Source organism: Microvirga sp. HS2, assembly GCF_055792805.1.
In genome coordinates this window covers 82,612-97,668 of the sequence record NZ_JBVVAJ010000020.1, presented here as the reverse complement: position 1 = coordinate 97,668, position 15,057 = coordinate 82,612, and the positions used below count along the sequence as shown (strand labels likewise).

The 15,057-nt window shown below is 63.1% G+C and carries 17 protein-coding genes and 1 pseudogene; 12 read left to right on the top strand and 6 right to left on the bottom strand.

Going from position 1 to position 15,057, the window contains the following annotated elements:
* Window positions 1-149 precede the first annotated feature (149 nt).
* The gene (locus tag ACS5Q0_RS17380; protein ID WP_473127908.1) at window positions 150-497 is read left to right on the top strand and encodes an EamA family transporter; all 348 of its coding nucleotides are present in this window, start codon (window positions 150-152) and stop codon (window positions 495-497) included.
* 626 nt (window positions 498-1,123) lie between these two features.
* Here the strand turns inward: ACS5Q0_RS17380 and ACS5Q0_RS17375 are convergent.
* Window positions 1,124-1,378, bottom strand: coding sequence for a hypothetical protein (locus ACS5Q0_RS17375; RefSeq protein WP_473127907.1), 255 nt, complete (start codon window positions 1,376-1,378; stop codon window positions 1,124-1,126).
* A 448-nt stretch (window positions 1,379-1,826) separates the two neighbouring features.
* Between ACS5Q0_RS17375 and ACS5Q0_RS17370 the strand changes: the two genes are divergently transcribed.
* From ACS5Q0_RS17370 to ACS5Q0_RS17340, 7 genes and pseudogenes are all read left to right on the top strand, one after another.
* Entirely contained in the window at window positions 1,827-2,327 is a 501-nt protein-coding gene (locus ACS5Q0_RS17370; RefSeq protein WP_473127906.1) for a hypothetical protein, read from the top strand.
* A gap of 36 nt (window positions 2,328-2,363) precedes the next feature.
* On the top strand, window positions 2,364-2,723 hold the full coding sequence (locus ACS5Q0_RS17365) for a hypothetical protein (RefSeq protein WP_473127905.1): 360 nt from the start codon (window positions 2,364-2,366) through the stop codon (window positions 2,721-2,723).
* Between the two features lie 233 nt (window positions 2,724-2,956).
* The gene (locus tag ACS5Q0_RS17360) at window positions 2,957-3,820 is read left to right on the top strand and encodes a MurR/RpiR family transcriptional regulator (protein WP_473127904.1); all 864 of its coding nucleotides are present in this window, start codon (window positions 2,957-2,959) and stop codon (window positions 3,818-3,820) included.
* 50 nt (window positions 3,821-3,870) lie between these two features.
* Window positions 3,871-4,632: an ABC transporter substrate-binding protein gene (locus ACS5Q0_RS17355; RefSeq protein ID WP_473127903.1), complete on the top strand. Its 762-nt coding sequence runs from the start codon at window positions 3,871-3,873 to the stop codon at window positions 4,630-4,632.
* An 84-nt stretch (window positions 4,633-4,716) separates the two neighbouring features.
* The gene (locus ACS5Q0_RS17350; protein ID WP_473127902.1) at window positions 4,717-5,430 is read left to right on the top strand and encodes an ABC transporter permease; all 714 of its coding nucleotides are present in this window, start codon (window positions 4,717-4,719) and stop codon (window positions 5,428-5,430) included.
* Window position 5,431: 1 nt separating this feature from the next.
* Window positions 5,432-6,139: pseudogene (locus ACS5Q0_RS17345) on the top strand (ABC transporter permease); the annotation flags it as partial.
* An 84-nt stretch (window positions 6,140-6,223) separates the two neighbouring features.
* Window positions 6,224-7,471, top strand: a complete 1,248-nt coding sequence (locus ACS5Q0_RS17340; RefSeq protein ID WP_473127901.1) for an NAD(P)/FAD-dependent oxidoreductase — start codon at window positions 6,224-6,226, stop codon at window positions 7,469-7,471.
* A 235-nt stretch (window positions 7,472-7,706) separates the two neighbouring features.
* Here ACS5Q0_RS17340 and ACS5Q0_RS17335 read toward each other — a convergent pair whose 3' ends face one another.
* Window positions 7,707-8,768 (bottom strand): ornithine cyclodeaminase, encoded by a 1,062-nt coding sequence (locus ACS5Q0_RS17335; RefSeq protein ID WP_473127911.1) that lies wholly within the window; start codon window positions 8,766-8,768, stop codon window positions 7,707-7,709.
* Window positions 8,762-9,718, bottom strand: coding sequence for an arginase (gene rocF, locus ACS5Q0_RS17330; protein WP_473127900.1), 957 nt, complete (start codon window positions 9,716-9,718; stop codon window positions 8,762-8,764). Before rocF ends, ACS5Q0_RS17335 begins: the two co-directional genes overlap by 7 nt.
* A 123-nt stretch (window positions 9,719-9,841) precedes the next feature.
* Between rocF and ACS5Q0_RS17325 the strand changes: the two genes are divergently transcribed.
* Entirely contained in the window at window positions 9,842-10,279 is a 438-nt protein-coding gene (locus tag ACS5Q0_RS17325; RefSeq protein ID WP_473127899.1) for an Lrp/AsnC family transcriptional regulator, read from the top strand.
* A 63-nt stretch (window positions 10,280-10,342) separates the two neighbouring features.
* On the opposite strand, the gene ACS5Q0_RS17320 is transcribed toward ACS5Q0_RS17325, so the two are convergent.
* The 3 genes from ACS5Q0_RS17320 to ACS5Q0_RS17310 form a co-directional block, all read right to left on the bottom strand.
* A complete protein-coding gene (locus tag ACS5Q0_RS17320) occupies window positions 10,343-10,780 on the bottom strand; it encodes a hypothetical protein (protein WP_473127898.1) in 438 nt (145 codons plus the stop codon).
* A gap of 153 nt (window positions 10,781-10,933) precedes the next feature.
* Window positions 10,934-11,215 (bottom strand): hypothetical protein, encoded by a 282-nt coding sequence (locus ACS5Q0_RS17315; protein ID WP_473127897.1) that lies wholly within the window; start codon window positions 11,213-11,215, stop codon window positions 10,934-10,936.
* 169 nt (window positions 11,216-11,384) lie between these two features.
* Window positions 11,385-12,125 carry a Crp/Fnr family transcriptional regulator gene (locus tag ACS5Q0_RS17310; RefSeq protein WP_473127896.1) on the bottom strand — a complete coding sequence of 247 codons (741 nt, stop codon included), beginning with the start codon at window positions 12,123-12,125 and terminating at the stop codon, window positions 11,385-11,387.
* A gap of 332 nt (window positions 12,126-12,457) precedes the next feature.
* Here ACS5Q0_RS17310 and ACS5Q0_RS17305 point away from each other — a divergent pair, with 332 nt between their 5' ends.
* The 3 genes from ACS5Q0_RS17305 (at window position 12,458) to ACS5Q0_RS17295 (ending at window position 15,027) form a co-directional block, all read left to right on the top strand.
* Complete coding sequence (locus ACS5Q0_RS17305) at window positions 12,458-13,867, top strand: amidase (RefSeq protein WP_473127895.1); 1,410 nt, start codon at window positions 12,458-12,460, stop codon at window positions 13,865-13,867.
* A 187-nt stretch (window positions 13,868-14,054) separates the two neighbouring features.
* Entirely contained in the window at window positions 14,055-14,813 is a 759-nt protein-coding gene (gene trhO / locus ACS5Q0_RS17300) for an oxygen-dependent tRNA uridine(34) hydroxylase TrhO (protein WP_473127894.1), read from the top strand.
* A complete protein-coding gene (locus ACS5Q0_RS17295) occupies window positions 14,806-15,027 on the top strand; it encodes a SlyX family protein (RefSeq protein ID WP_473127893.1) in 222 nt (73 codons plus the stop codon). Before trhO ends, ACS5Q0_RS17295 begins: the two co-directional genes overlap by 8 nt.
* The last annotated feature ends 30 nt before the right edge of the window (window positions 15,028-15,057 follow it).

Here is a 15,057-nt window from a genome sequence, read left to right as displayed (position 1 = left end):
CGCCGCCTGGGAAGCCGAGCGCAATCGCAACAGAGCCAAGGCGCATTGGCATTTCACCACCACGCAGGCTCGCTCCAAACTACGGCGGCTCTATCCTGCATGATCCCTGTGGCAAAGGACTAGTGGGCTTTTGCGTCGAGTCCCTTCTCTTGAGCCCGCTGGCGCTCAGCTATTGCGCATTCACATTCGCGCAGGGAACGGCTACCGCCTTTCAGGGCGACTGGAGCCGCGACATTCTCCTGGCATTGACGGGGCTGAGCACCGCAGCGCCTCTCATCTGGTTCGCGGCAGCCGCCCAAAGGCTCACATTGTCGACGCTGGGCCTGCTCCAGTATCTGGCACCGACCGGCCAACTGGCCCTCGGCGTTTTCGTTTATGGCGAAGCATTCGGATGGATCGACGCCATCGCATTTACGGCGATCTGGGCAGCGCTCGCGGTTTATACCGCCGGGGCCCTGAAAGCGTCCGGTCGACCGCAGACTCGCGCACGGCGCTGAGCCGCGACCCTGTCGTCAGCAATGTTCGAGAGCGTTGGATGAGCGCGCCGTGCGAAAAACCAAGTCCAGTTTTTCGCACGACGCGCCGGGGGGTTCCCGGAAGCCTGCTCGTCAGGGAATTTTATGCCGTCGCGCGCTCCGCCTATTGCTTTGCGTTCTGCGCATTCGTTTCGGGGCGAAGGGATCGCCGCCTCTCGCGCCGGATGCGTTTCATCAGCGCAATCGACGCGACGATCGTCCGCTCGAGCTGGTGCAGAGCGGGGGAGACGTCAGGCGATGAGGGTGACGGTGTGTTGTCTCGCATCTGTTGAGGGGTCCTCGTTACTTCCAACTAGATTGCCCTAAGGGTAAGTTGACAACGCTTGCTTGGCAGTAAGGCCAGAATGTGGCTTCGCGTTCGTGTCCGCCAGATAACGAGTTGGCTATTTCGGATAATCCGAAGGAGTAATGCGGTCTATTCTTTGTCAGTTCCGTTGAGGTCGCACGATATTGCATTTCGCCCTCGTTGAACGAAACGCGTGTCCGAGCAGCGGTTGCATGGAGATCCTGCTCCGCCGCGTCCGGGAGATTCTGACACTGACGCCAACTGATACTGGCAGCCCTGACGTTCGTCGATGCTGCGCGCCTCAGCACCCGTTACAGATGCCGCGTTCGACGAGGTGATCGATCTCGTGGTCCATGCGGTCCATCTCGCCCACGGCCACACTGTCGATCGAGGAGAAGTCGTTCCGCGGCTCCGAGAACACGTCCCGTTCGAGCTCGGCTTGAGACGGAATCCGGATCTCGCCCGACGCTGAGGCCCGGCTCCAACGATTCTGCGACCAAGCTGGCGATGCTGCGAGTGCGATCGCAAGAATCGCCAGGGTGAAGGCGGCTTTCATGGCGTGTGACTCCTCCAAAGACCTGAGTGCTGTTGCCCTTGCTTGCGCATTCAGGAGCATTCGACGGGAGCATGTCTGGCCGAACGCCGCTTGACCCATCAGGACAAGGTCTGAACACTTTGCGACAGATCTCTGCCGAGCCTCTCAGAAGGGGTAGAGAGCTACCGCTTAATTCTCGCGGGCGATCCGGTCCAAGCGAATAAGCGGACTCAATCAGGACACCATGTTCGGGAGAATGAACATGCCGGTCATCTGGTGTCTCGAAGAGTGCGGATTCCAAGCTGCGCTCTTCGCCGATCGAGCAGTTTAACGGCACTGGTTTATCGCGGCAAAGTCTGGGTTTCCGCGCCGTATCCGCCTCACCATCGCACGAGGCGCGAGAGTTTCACTGAGCGGCCCGGATGTGCGTCCGAGTTGAAGCTGTTTCGTTCACAACTGGAGAAACATCATGACCCGTTTATCCATTCTAGCGGTGGCGGCGTTCACGCTCGTCGCTTCGCCGACATTCCTTCTGGCGACGGCTGGTCCGGCGGCGGCACAAGACGATGATTGGGGCATCGGCGAAACCGATATCAGCGACGGCGGCTTGCGCGGGCTCGTCCAGAACTGGATGGATGAACGCTCCGACCGCCGCGACATGCTGATGGATCTGATTCAGGAACGCAGCGACCGGCGCGATGAGCTCATGGACATGCTGCGGGACCGCATGGACCGCCGCGGCGATCTGCGGGAATTCCTGAGAGACCATCCGGCGCTGCGCGAGCGCCTGAGGGAGCGCCTTGCATCACGATGGGAGGATGAGGGCGATGGCGGCGGCGGCTTGCGTGGGCGTCTGCGGGAGCGGATTGCGGATCGCTTCGGAGGGAACTGTTATTTCCTCACGCGAAGCCTTCGCGCTCAAGATGGAGATCTTCTGGTCGTGGTGCGCAGACGTGTCTGCCGCGATTGATCCGAAGCGAATGTCCCAACCGATGGGAGGATTGACATGAAGAAGGTCCTTGTCGCGGCTGTTGGCCTGATGCTCATCTCATGGCCTGCCTTCAGCCAAAGCTCGAACGACTCCGACGATCGCGGCGGAGGTTACGGCCGCCGTGACCGCGACCTCGAGGATCTCCTGCGCGGGATCGACGATGGCGGTGGCATGGCGAGCCGTATTCCGCAACGCGGCGCCGGATTTCTGCTTCGCTCGGGCGATGCGACGCTTGCCGTGCGGTGCGATCCGAGAGACTCCATGAGATCCTGCGTGGAGGCTGCCACGATGCTGATGGAGCGCGCTCGCAACACGATGCCGAGCGGAGGCGGAGCAGGCGGAACGCCTCCCGGAGGGCCGCCTCCGACCCGCTAGCACTCGCGCAGACCAGTGAGCTTACGCCTCGCCGACGCCGTTGTTGAGACGACGAGGACGCAAGTTTCCGCACGCTCTCTCGTCATGCCCGGCCGTGCGCCGGGCATCCATGTCTCTGGTCGCTCTGGCTCTGAAGACGTGGATGTCTGGGACGATCACTGTATGACAGAAAGATAGCAGCGATTGCAATTATGTCAGAGAGCTGTCTTAATGGCCGCAAGGGGGGAGCGGTCGTGAGCCAGCATGTGAAGCAGCGTCTCGAAAAGAGCCTGGAGTCGGCCACGGCGTCCGGCAGGGCGCTGGCGAGCTACATGCTCGCGAACCTGAACGAGCTGCCCTTCGAGACATCCGCCTCCATCGCCCAGAAGATCGGCGTCAGCGAGCTCACCGTCGGGCGGTTCTGCCGCTCCATCGGCTATCGGCACCTCAAGGATCTCAAGGATCACCTGAGAACGGACCTGGGAGGAAGTCCCTGGCTCCTGGGAGACCGGCTCAAGGACTTCCGGAAACGCAGCCGCCAGGATTTCGGCGAGCTCACGAAGAGCTTCGAGCTGGAGATCGCCGCTCTGGTGCGCGTCTACGAATATGCGCAATCGCCCGCCTTCCAGGCGGTGAGCCGGCGTCTGGCGACGGCGTCGCGGGTCCATGTGGCGGGATTTCAGACGGAGAGGGGGCTTGCCGCCTCACTGGTCCACAACCTTCAATATCTGCGCGACGGCGTGCACCTGCTCGATGCGGGATCCGGGCATTTCGCCGAAGCGCTCCTCGGCGGCGAGGGACCATCCGCCCTCGTGATCTTCGAGGCGCGCCGCTATTCGCGGCACGCCCAGCTCCTGGCGCGCAAAGCGCATCAGCGCGGCATCCCGGTCACCCTCGTCACCGACACCTATTGCGATTGGGCGGACGGCTGCACGAGCGAGGTGTTCCGCATTCCGACCGATCTCAACCTGTTCTGGGAATCGACGGCGCCGATGCTGTCCCTGGTGCATCTTTTGCTGAATGCAGTCTTCAATGAACTCGGCCCGCAGGTCGAGGAGCGGCTGAACGCGACGGCCGCGCTTTATCACGAATTCGTCGGCTACACGGAGAGCCCGTGAGGTCAGACGTGGAGAGGGCCGGTCAGGTCGAAACAACAGAGGGTACAAGAATGGTCAAGACACTTCTCGCGGCAGGCATCTGCATTCTGAGCATGACGTCGCTCGCGTCCGCACAGGAGAAGAAAGAGATCGTCATCGCCTCCGAAGGCGCCTATCCGCCCTTCAACTTCATGGATTCCAACAACAAGCTGCAGGGCTTCGACATCGACATCACGAATGCGCTCTGCGATAAGATGCAGGTGAAGTGCACCATTGTTGCGCAGGATTGGGACGGCATGATCCCGGCGCTGCTCGCCAAGAAATTCGATGCCATCGTGGCGTCGATGACGATCACCGAAGAGCGCAAGAAGCAGATCGATTTCACGAACCGCTATTACCGCACGCCGCTTTCCGTCGCCGTTCCGAACGACTCGAAGATCAAGGACACCACCTCCGCCTCCATGAAGGGCCTGACGATCGGTGCTCAGTCGTCCACGACGCAGGCAATCTATGCCGAGGACGTGTACGGCAAGGCGGGCGCTTCGGCGAAGCTCTATCCTACCCAGGACGAGGCGAATGCCGACCTTGCGAACGGACGCCTCGATGCCTCCGTCGCCGACAAGTTCGTGCTGGTCGAGTGGCTTAAGAACACGGGCAAGGATTGCTGCAAGCTTCTGGGTGACATCGAGGGAACCATGTCCGAGGCCGGCATCGCGATCCGCAAGGAAGACAAGGATCTGAAGGAGAAGTTCAACAAGGCGATCAAGGACATCGTCGCGGACGGCACCTACAAGAAGATCCAGGGCAAGTATTTCGAGTTCGACATTTACTAAGTCGGTCGAGACGACGCTTCGCTGCCAGGAGACGCCACGCGACGGCGTGGCGTCTCCCAAGGGCCCTGCGCAGAGGACGGTCCATTGCAGGATATTCTTTCGCTTCTTTCCTTCTCCGATGGAGGCTGGGGCAGCGCGCTCGCGGCGGGAACGCTCGTGACCCTGTCGCTGGCGCTCGCCACGCTGCCCGTCGGCATCTTCCTGGGCCTTGCGATTGCGCTGATGGCGCGGTCCCGCAGCCCACGCGCGCGCGCCGTGGCCACCGTCTTCACCACGGTGTTTCGCGGGCTGCCGGAGCTTTTGACCCTGCTGATGGTCTATTACGGCGGCCAGATCCTCGTTCAGCGCCTCATGGCGGCGATGGGCTATGAGGGGCAGCTGCAGATCAATGCCTTCCTCGCCGGCGTCCTTGCCTTCGGACTGGTTCTCGCGGCATTTTCCAGCGAGGTCTGGGTCGGCGCGCTCAACACCATCGCGCGAGGGCAATACGAGGCCGGAAGCGCGCTCGGCCTCTCCCGGTTCCTGACCTTCCGGCTCATCGTGTTCCCGCAGCTCATGAGAGCGGCGCTGCCGGGCCTCTCCAACAACTGGCTGACCCTGCTGAAGGATACGTCGCTGATTTCGACCATCTCCCTGGTGGACCTGATGCGGCAGACGAACCTCGCCGTCGGGGCCACTAAGCAGCCGATCGTGTTCTATTTCGCGGCCTGCGTCATCTACCTGATCCTCTCGGCGGGATCGGGGCTCGCCTTCACGGTTCTGGAACGCCGCGCCAATCGCGGCCATGTGAGAGGCTAGAATGACGTTCCGCGATCTTCTGGGCCTCGTCCTCGACCTCGATCTCCTCGACCGCTATGGCTGGCGCTTCGTCGAAGGCGTCGGCGTCACCGCGCAACTGGTGGCGATCTCCTTCACGCTCGGTGCCATCCTCGGGCTGCTGCTGGCGCTGGCGCGCCTCTCGGACAACGGCCTCGTGCGCTGGTTCACGGGCGCCTATATCTATTTCTTCCGCGGCTCGCCGCTGCTCGCGCAGCTGTTCCTGCTCTATTACGGCCTCGGATCCCTGCGCGCCTTCTGGACCGATCTCGGCCTCTGGTGGTTCTTCCGCGAGGCGTGGTACTGCGCCTTGCTCGCCTTCACCCTGAATACGGCCGCCTATCAGGCCGAGATTTTCCGGGGGGCCATCCAGTCCGTCCCGCGCGGGCAGCGCGAGGCCGCTGCGGCGCTCGGGATGCACAGGGCCATCACCTTCGTGAAGGTCATCTTCCCTCAGGCGATGATCGTCTGCCTGCGGCCGCTCGGCAACGAACTGATCCTCATGATCAAGGCCAGCGCCATCGCGTCCCTCGTGACGATCTACGACCTCATGGGCGTGACCAAGCTCGCCTTCTCACGCTCGTACAATTTCGAGCTCTACCTGTGGGCGGCCGTGCTCTACCTCGTGATCGTCGAATGCATCAGGCGGCTCTGGGCGGTGCTCGAGCGGAGGCTGACGCGCCATCTGAGGATGGGCGACCTGCCTCAGCCCGCGCGCCGGACCTGGCTGGGCCGCACGGCGAAAACCGCTCTCAAACCCAACGCTCAGTAAAGATTGATCATCATGCGTTATGACGTCGTCGTGCTCGGCGCCGGGATCGTCGGTGTCTCGGCCGCGCTTCACCTCCAATCGCGCGGCCGTTCCGTCTGCCTCGTGGACCGCCGTTCGCCTGGTGAGGAAACGAGCTATGGCAATGCCGGCCTCATCGAGCGGGCGAGCGTCATTCCCTATGCGATGCCGCGCCAGCTCTCCATCCTGCTCCGCTACGGCCTGAACCGCTCGCCCGAGGTGCGGTATCGCCTGTCCCATCTTCCGAGAATGGGCGCGTGGCTGTTCCAGTATTGGCGGCATTCGTCCCCGGAGCGGTTGCGCGAGGCCACCGATGCCATGCTGCCGCTCATCGAGCGCTGCGTGGCCGAACACGACCAGCTCATCGAGAGGGCGGGCGTGACGCATCTCCTGCGCCGCAGCGGCTGGATCGAGACCTTCCGGACCGCAGAGGGAAAGACGAAGGCCCTGGCTGCCGCCAAAAGCGTGGAGAAGTACGGCCTGCGCTACGACGTGCTCGACGCTGCGGATCTCAAACGACGCGAGCCCGACCTGCTGGGCGCGCCCATCGGCGCGATCCATTGGCGCGATCCGACGACCGTGTCCGATCCGGGCGCGCTCACCAAGGGATACGCAGCGCTCTTCATGGCGCAGGGCGGGCGCTTCGCGTCGGGCGATGCGCGGACATTGATGCGAAGCGGGCGCGACTGGGCCGTCACGACGGAGGAGGGGCCCGTCACGGCGGGGCAGGCCGTCGTGGCTCTCGGTCCCTGGTCGGACCGGATCTTCGAGCCCCTCGGCTACCGGATCCCGCTGGCGGTCAAGCGCGGCTATCACATGCATTACGGCGCCCGGGGCGAGGCGCGCCTGAACCAACCGGTGCTCGATTTCGAGGGCGGATATGTGCTCGCTCCGATGACCAACGGAATCCGGCTGACCACGGGCGTGGAGCTTGCCGGATTCGACGCGTCCGACGACAGCGGTCAGCTCGATCAGGCGGAGGCTCTCGCCCGCGATCTGTTCCCGCTCGGCGAGCGGGTCGATCCGAAACCGTGGCTCGGGCGCAGGCCCTGCCTGCCGGACATGCGGCCCGTCATTGGCGAGGCTCCCCGCCATCCGGGCCTTTGGTTCTGCTTCGGCCACGCCCATCACGGCCTGACCCTCGGACCCGCGACGGGCCGCCTGCTCGCCGAAATGATGACGGGCGAAGCGCCGTTCTGCGATCCGTCGCCTTACCGGGCGGATCGCTTTTAGTGCGTCGAGGCCATGGATGGCTGGGTCAAGCCCGGCCATGTCGATGGGCGAGATTGGCCGCATACCCTCCTCGTCATCCCTGGCCTCGTGCCGGGGATCCACGTCTTCAGGCCGCTGAGGTTCTCAAGACGTGGATGGCCGGATCAAGTCCGGCCATGACGAGAAAGGGCCTTGGCGGGAGGGCGAGGGGCGTTCCCGGTTGGAACGCAGCCCTTCAATGCCAGCGGTCCAGGCCTCACGCAGCGGTCGGAGCCGCGACGGCGGCGCGCAGCAGCATGCCGAAGAGATCGCGCGGGTCGTCCGGATCGGCGAGGAGGTCCAGCTCCTCGTAAAGGCCGGTCTGCTCGATCTGGCGCTTCACGTAGCGAAGGGCCGAGAAGTCCTCGATGGCGAAGCCCACGGAATCGAAGAGGGTGATCTGGCGCTCGCTCGCACGGCCCGGTTCCTGTCCGGCGATCACCCGCCACAGCTCCTTCACCGGGTGATCGGGCGCGAGCTGCTGGATCTCGCCTTCGATGCGCGTCTGGGGCGGATATTCGACGAAGATGTCGGACCGCTTGAGGATGTCGGCATGCAGCTCCGTCTTGCCGGGGCAGTCGCCGCCGACCGCGTTGATGTGCAGGCCCGAGCCGACCATGTTGTCGGTGAGGATCGTGGCGTTCTGCTTGTCGGCGGTGACGGTGGTGACGATCTGAGCGCCCTCCATCGCTTCTTCGATAGTGCCGCATACGGTGATGTCGAAGCCGTGGCCGACGAGGTTGCGAACGCATTTCGCGCTGGCCGAACGGTCGATGTCGTAGAGGCGGAGTTTGTCGATGCCGAGAATCGCCTTAAAGGCGACGGCCTGGAATTCGGACTGTGCGCCGTTGCCGATGATCGCCATCGTGCGGGCGTTCTTCGGCGCCAGATACTTGCCGGCGACGGCCGAGGTCGCGGCGGTGCGCAGGGCGGTCAGGATGGTCATCTCCGTGAGGAGCACGGGATAGCCCGTTCCCACATCCGCCAGCACGCCGAAGGCCGTGACGGTCTGGCGACCCTCGCGCGTGTTCTTGGGATGCCCGTTCACATACTTGAAGCCGTAGACCTCACCGTCGCTGGTGGGCATGAGCTCGATCACGCCCTCGCGGCTGTGCGAGGCCACGCGCGGCGTCTTGTCGAACAGCTCCCAGCGGCGAAAGTCGGTTTCGATGAATTCGGCGAGCTCGATCAGGAAGCGCTCCACGCCGACGGCGAGGACGAGCTTCATCATGTGATCCACGCTGACGAAAGGAACGATGTTGAGCTTCGGGGTCATGATGCATTCACTTTGGGGGTATGGCGATAGCTCTGGGTCGGACGGTCGAGGACGCGGCGCCCCATGAGGCTCGATGCGAGGTCGACCATGAGCAGGGCCGTGCGGCCGCGCTCGTCCAGGAAGGGATTGAGTTCCACGAGATCGAGGCTTCTCACGAGCCCGCTGTCGTGCAGCATCTCCATGATGAGATGAGCCTCGCGGAAGGTGGCGCCGCCCGGAACCGTGGTGCCGACGCCCGGCGCGATGCCGGGATCGAGGAAGTCCACGTCCAGGCTCACGTGAAGGACGCCATCCGCCATGGCGACGCGCTTCAGGAAGGCGTCGAGAAGGGGCCCGACCCCGTTCTCGTCGATGGCGCGCATGTCGTGGATCGTCACGCCCGAATTGGCGAGCGCCGCGCGCTCCGCGGGATCGACGCTGCGGATGCCCATCATACAGACGTTCTCCGGCTTCACCGGATGATGAACCTTCGGGAAATAGCCGTCGAAGCCCGGTCGGCCCGTGGCATAGGCCATGGGGACGCCGTGCAGGTTGCCGCTTGTCGTCGTCGCGAGGGTGTGGAAGTCGGGGTGCGAGTCGAGCCACAGGACGAAGAACTCGCGGCGCTCCTCGGCGGCGCGCTGGGCAAGGCCCGTGATGGAGCCGGCCGACAGGCTGTGATCGCCGCCCAGGAAGATCGGAATGCCCTCTCCGCCGGCCTTGAACGCGGCATCGGCAATCGCTTCCGTCCAGGCGACCGTCTCGGGCAGCGCCTTGATGGCCGGATTCTCGTGCCTTAGCTCGCGCAGGGGCGCAGGCGCGAGGTTGCCCCGGTCTTCCACATCGTAGCCAAGGCTGCCGAGCTCGGTCGCGAGACCGGCCGTGCGAAAGGCACTCGGTCCCATATCGCAGCCGAGCCGGCCGGATCCCTCCTGAACGGGCACGCCGATCAGGATGCAGCGCTTTTGAATCATCGTTTTCTCCACACCATGGAGGCCACGCTACGAGACAAGCTCGGCGTTTTGAACAGGGCAGTTTGACAATTCGAGAAACATAACCGACCAAATTGGAAAGCAACATTTCGCAAAATGGCGACCATGGACGATCTCGATCAGCGTCTCATCACGCTTCTGCGCCATAACGGCCGGCGCAGCGTTTCGGATCTCGCTCTGGAACTCGATGTTTCCCGCGCGACCGTGCGCTCGCGCATGGAGCGGCTGGAGCGCTCGGGCGATATCGTCGGCTATACGGTGATCCTGCGGGCCGACGCCGTGTCCCTGCCGGTGCGGGGCATCATGCTGATCGAGGTGGAGGGGCGGACGGCGGACCGGGTCGTGGACGCCCTCGGCGGCTTTCCCGAGGTCAGCGCCGTTCACACCACGAATGGGAAGTGGGACCTCATCGTGGAACTGGGCGCGGCCAACCTGTCCGATTTCGACGGCATCTTGAGACGCATCCGTCTGATCCCCGGCGTCATCGCATCAGAGACCAATCTGCTGCTGGCGACGCCTCGCAGCACCCGGGCCAGATTGTAGGAAGCACGGTGCGTAACACCTGCCCCGGCACACGAGCCAGTCGCGCCGGGGCAAGCTTCGATGTCAACTCTTGTCCCGCGACGCGAGCGGCTGAACCTCGCCCTGAGGGCTGAGATATTCGATCGAAACCCAATCCGTACAGGCTCTCAGGATGGGGGCGAGATAGGCGCGGCTGCCTTCGATCTCGACGACGCGGCAAGGATAGGCCCGCCGGTCTCCGGGAGGGCGATACACCACTGTGCTGCCGGGCTTGATATCGCCGGGCGCGGTGTGGGGAGGTTCGTTCGGCGTGTAGGGATCTTTGTGGCCGTTGTCCTGGAGGACGGCCGCGCTTCGGCCGGCGCGGTAGCGGTCCAGAGCTTGGATTGCCACCCGGGCCCGGTCGCGGTAGCGGTCGGTGACCACTCTCATCATCGTCCCCTGTTCTCGCCCAGGGTACCAGGAGACGCCACCGATTTTCGCCAGCTCTTCCGCGACGATTTCAACTTCTTCTTCGGTCATGGGCTCATTCCCTCGAGAAAGTAGGAGTGACGCTCAGATCTAACGGTGGCGTACCGTGACCTGATGCATTTTATGGGCCCCGTGGAGTCGCTTTGCGTTGACGCATGTGACTCTGTGTTGGTTTTTATTAGCGCATAGTCTCGAATGCGCCGGTCATCTGTGCGGGATCATACGTTCCTGCAAAATGGCCAATTGCTGGATATACGGCATGCGCCGTTCCTGATGCTGCACCTTCAGTCTTTCGAGCACGCGGATCCTCAGGTTGAAGTCCGTCGAGCTTTTGCTGACCTTCTCCCTCTGTTGTTCGTATTCGAAGTCTATATTGGCTAAGGTGGAAAGGAGAGACTGAAGTAAGGGTTGAGTTTCTGGAGAGTAAATTCCGTAATTGTACGTGGGTTCTCTTGAATTGTTATTACAGAACGTGGATTCCTTCATCCTTTGCTCCATATTAACTTAGGTTAATAACATTAATGGTACTGACCTATGAGTACTCCGTCTGTTATGTATCCGACAAAGCTGTCAGATATTTTTTAGACTTTTCCTTTGAGTAAACGCGACTTTTGCATGGCTGGCCTCTTGTCGGAGGGGCGTGGATACTTAAAGGTCATGCTTCGTTTGCTAAACCGTAGGTACCAGGAAGCAGCCGTTCGAAGCTCCTGCGGATCCTGCGGTAGCATTCGCAGGACATTTGCTCGAGCCCGGTCCGGTCCGTGATCGTAATCACGCCCCGGCCTTGCTGGATTAAGCCCGTGGTCTGTAGAGCCCGGGTGACACTGCTGACCGTGGAGCGTTGCACACCCAGCATTTCAGCCAGTGTTTCATGGGTCAGAGGGAGCGCATCGCGGTCGACGCGATCGCGCGTGCTCAAGATCCAGCGGCAGCAGCGGGCCTCGACGCTGTGGACGGCGTTGCAGGCAACGGTCTGAAACGTCTGCGCCAGAAGAGCTTCCGTGAACCTGAACACCAGTTCCAGGATCTGGGGGCGCTCGCGCCCGGCCTCGATCAGTCGATCCACCACAATTCGCGACGCTGTGCCCGCCACATGCGTGACATAGCGCCCGAATGACTGGCGCGTCATGAGCGCGCTCACGTAGCCTAACATTCCCTCACGTCCGAACAAGGCCATCTCCACCGTGCCGCCATCCTTCAGAATGGTCGACAAGGAGACGATCGCGTCATGCGGAAAGTAGGTGTACCGGATCAAATCCCCGACGTCGTACACGACCTCGCCCCTCGGCAGATCCACGATGTCGAGATGCGGTTCGAGGACACCGAAATCCTCTGGCTCCAGAGCCGCGAGGAGCCGGTTTTTACGATGTGTAACCGCGTTAGGACAAGGCGGCATGTCGAGGCGTACCAATCTGTGTCGTGCGAGGCCCAGTTTAGAGCCGACCTAAGTACAAGATCCTAGTGCAACCTGAAGTGTCAATCGAACGATCGTCGTTGCGGACCCGATCGCCGGACCGATTGATTGGGAAAATTCCTTCGGCAGCAATAAGTTCTGACGCGCACCAGGAATGGGAATAGGGTAAAAGAGGTATTTAATTACTCCTTCTGTCAGGGCTGGATCGGGGTTGCGGGGCGGTTATCGTCTTTGGAGGTACTCCTGTTTACCTTGGGAAAGCGATGGCGCAGCATGGCAGTCACGCGATTCCATGCTGCTTCAGGGCCATACACGTGAGTGCACGAACCTTCAGTCCATTGCCTTCCGATCTCGCCGACTGGTCGGCTGCTCAACTGCTCGAGGCCTTTGCCGGCAAAGCCGTATCTCCCGTCGATGCCGTGAAGGCCGTGATCGCACGCATCGAGGCATATGAACCCCGTCTTCAGGCCCTCTACGCTTACGATCCCGAGGCGGCGCTGAGGGCCGCGCAGGATTCCGAGCGGCGCTGGGTCAAGGGAGAGGCGAGGGCGCTCGACGGCATACCCGCGACCATCAAGGAAAACATCGCAACCCAGGGCACACCCGTTCCCCTCGGGACGGCGGCGCGGCCGCTCACGCCCGCCGAGGCTGATGCGCCTGCGGCGGCACGGCTGCGCGAGGACGGCGTCGTCATTCTCGCCAAGACCACCATGCCCGATTACGGCATGCTCTCCTCCGGCCTGTCGAGCTTCCATCCGCTCGCCCGCAATCCGTGGGATCCGTCCAAGAACCCGGGCGGCAGCTCGGCGGGGGCGGGGGCCGCTGCGGCGGCGGGCTACGGTCCCTTTCACATCGGCACGGATATCGGCGGCTCCATCCGCCTGCCGGCCTCCTGGTGCGGCGTGTTCGGCTTGAAGCCGAGCTTCGGGCGCATCCCGATCGACCCGACCTATTACGGGCGCGTGGCGGGTCCGATGACGCGCAATGTGCACGATGCTGCGCTGATGATGACGAGCCTGACGCGGCCGGATGACCGCGATCCGATGAGCCTGCCGCATCAGGATCTGCCCTGGCTCGACCTCGACATCGATGTCAGGGGGCTGAAGATCGGCCTCATGATGGAGGCTGGAATCGGCTTGGCCCTCGACCCTGAGGTGCGCGCCGCCGTGGAGAGGGCCGCGACGGCGTTCAGGGAGGCGGGGGCGACGGTCGAGGAAATGAAGCCCTTCATCACCCGCGAGATGCTCGACGGCCTCGACGATTTCTGGCGCCAGCGCGCCTGGATGGACATCGCTCCCTTGAGCGAGGAGGAGCGCGCCAAGGTCCTGCCTTACATCCTGCAATGGGCCGAAGGCGGAAAGAACCTGACGGGAGCCCAGGTCTATTCCGGCATGAACCAGATGATGGTGATGCGCCATGCGGCGGTCGCGGCGACCCACGGCTTCGACTTCGTCCTCTCGCCAGTTGCTCCCAACGTGGCTTACGAGGCCGAACTCGCTTCCCCGATCCACGATCCCGAACGGCCGTTCGAGCATATCGGCTACACAGTCGCCTTCAACATGTCGGACCAGCCCGCGGCCTCGGTCAATGCCGGCTTCACGAAAGCCGGGCTCCCCATCGGCCTGCAGGTCATCGGGCGGCGCTTCGACGACCTGGGTGTGTTGCGCCTCTCCAGGGCCTGGGAGGAGATGTGCCCCGACAAGCGGGCGTGGCCGACTGTTTAAGCGGGATCGGCGTTCCCCATTGCGCCATCCCCGGGCTCGGCCCGGGGATCCACGTCTTGTGAAACGCCACGCCTCCAAGGCGTGGATAGCCGGATCAAGTCCGGCCATGACGTGAAACGAAGAGAGCGACACCGACGACGGCTCTACCCGGGTTTTCCCGAAGGCCGACCGCTGGTAGAGAACGGCCATGACGTACACAGTGGCCGCTCTCTATCAGTTCGTCGCGCTGCCCGACTTCCGGGAGATCCGCGATCCCCTCCATGACCTCTGCGCCGATCTCGGGATCAGGGGCACGCTTCTGCTCGCCGAGGAAGGGATCAACGGCACCGTGGCCGGAACCGCGCAGGGCATCGATTCCCTGATGGCCGAGCTGCGGAAAGGGCCGCTGTTCCGCGGCCGGCTCGACCATCTGGAGCTGAAGTTCTCGACGGCGTCCGAGATGCCGTTCAAGCGCATGAAGGTGCGCCTGAAGAAGGAGATCGTCACCCTCGGCGATCCGCAGACCGATCCGACCCGGCGGGTCGGCACCTATGTCCCGCCGTCGGAATGGAACGCGCTCATCGCGGATCCCGACGTCATCCTGCTCGATACCCGCAACGATTTCGAGGTCGAGATGGGGACCTTCGAGGGAGCGGTGGATCCGCGGATCAGGAAGTTCAGCGAATTCAAGGAATTCGTGCAGAAGGAGCTCGATCCCGCCCGGCACCGGAAGGTGGCGATGTTCTGCACCGGCGGGATCCGCTGCGAGAAGGCCAGCTCCTACATGCTGGGTCAGGGCTTCGAGGAGGTCTACCACCTCAAGGGCGGCATCCTGAAATATCTGGAGGACGTGCCGCAGGCCGAGAGCCGCTGGAACGGCGGCTGTTTCGTGTTCGACGAGCGCGTGTCCCTGGGCCATGGTCTCGTCGAGCGTCCGGAGGACAGGAGCCTTGTGACCGATGAGTGACGAGCAATCCACCGATGCACGCCTGGAGGCCCTGGAGGTGCGCGTCGCCTATCAGGATCAGGTGATCGAGGACCTGAACCAGACCGTCATCGACCAGTGGAAGAAGATCGACGCGTTGAGGCGCCAGCTGGCTGAACTGCTCGACCGCGTCCAGGAGGTCGAGGACGGCACGGCCGGACCTCGCGCGCCGGAACCTCCGCCGCCTCACTACTGAAGAGTCCGACCGGTCACGCAATCTGCGGCT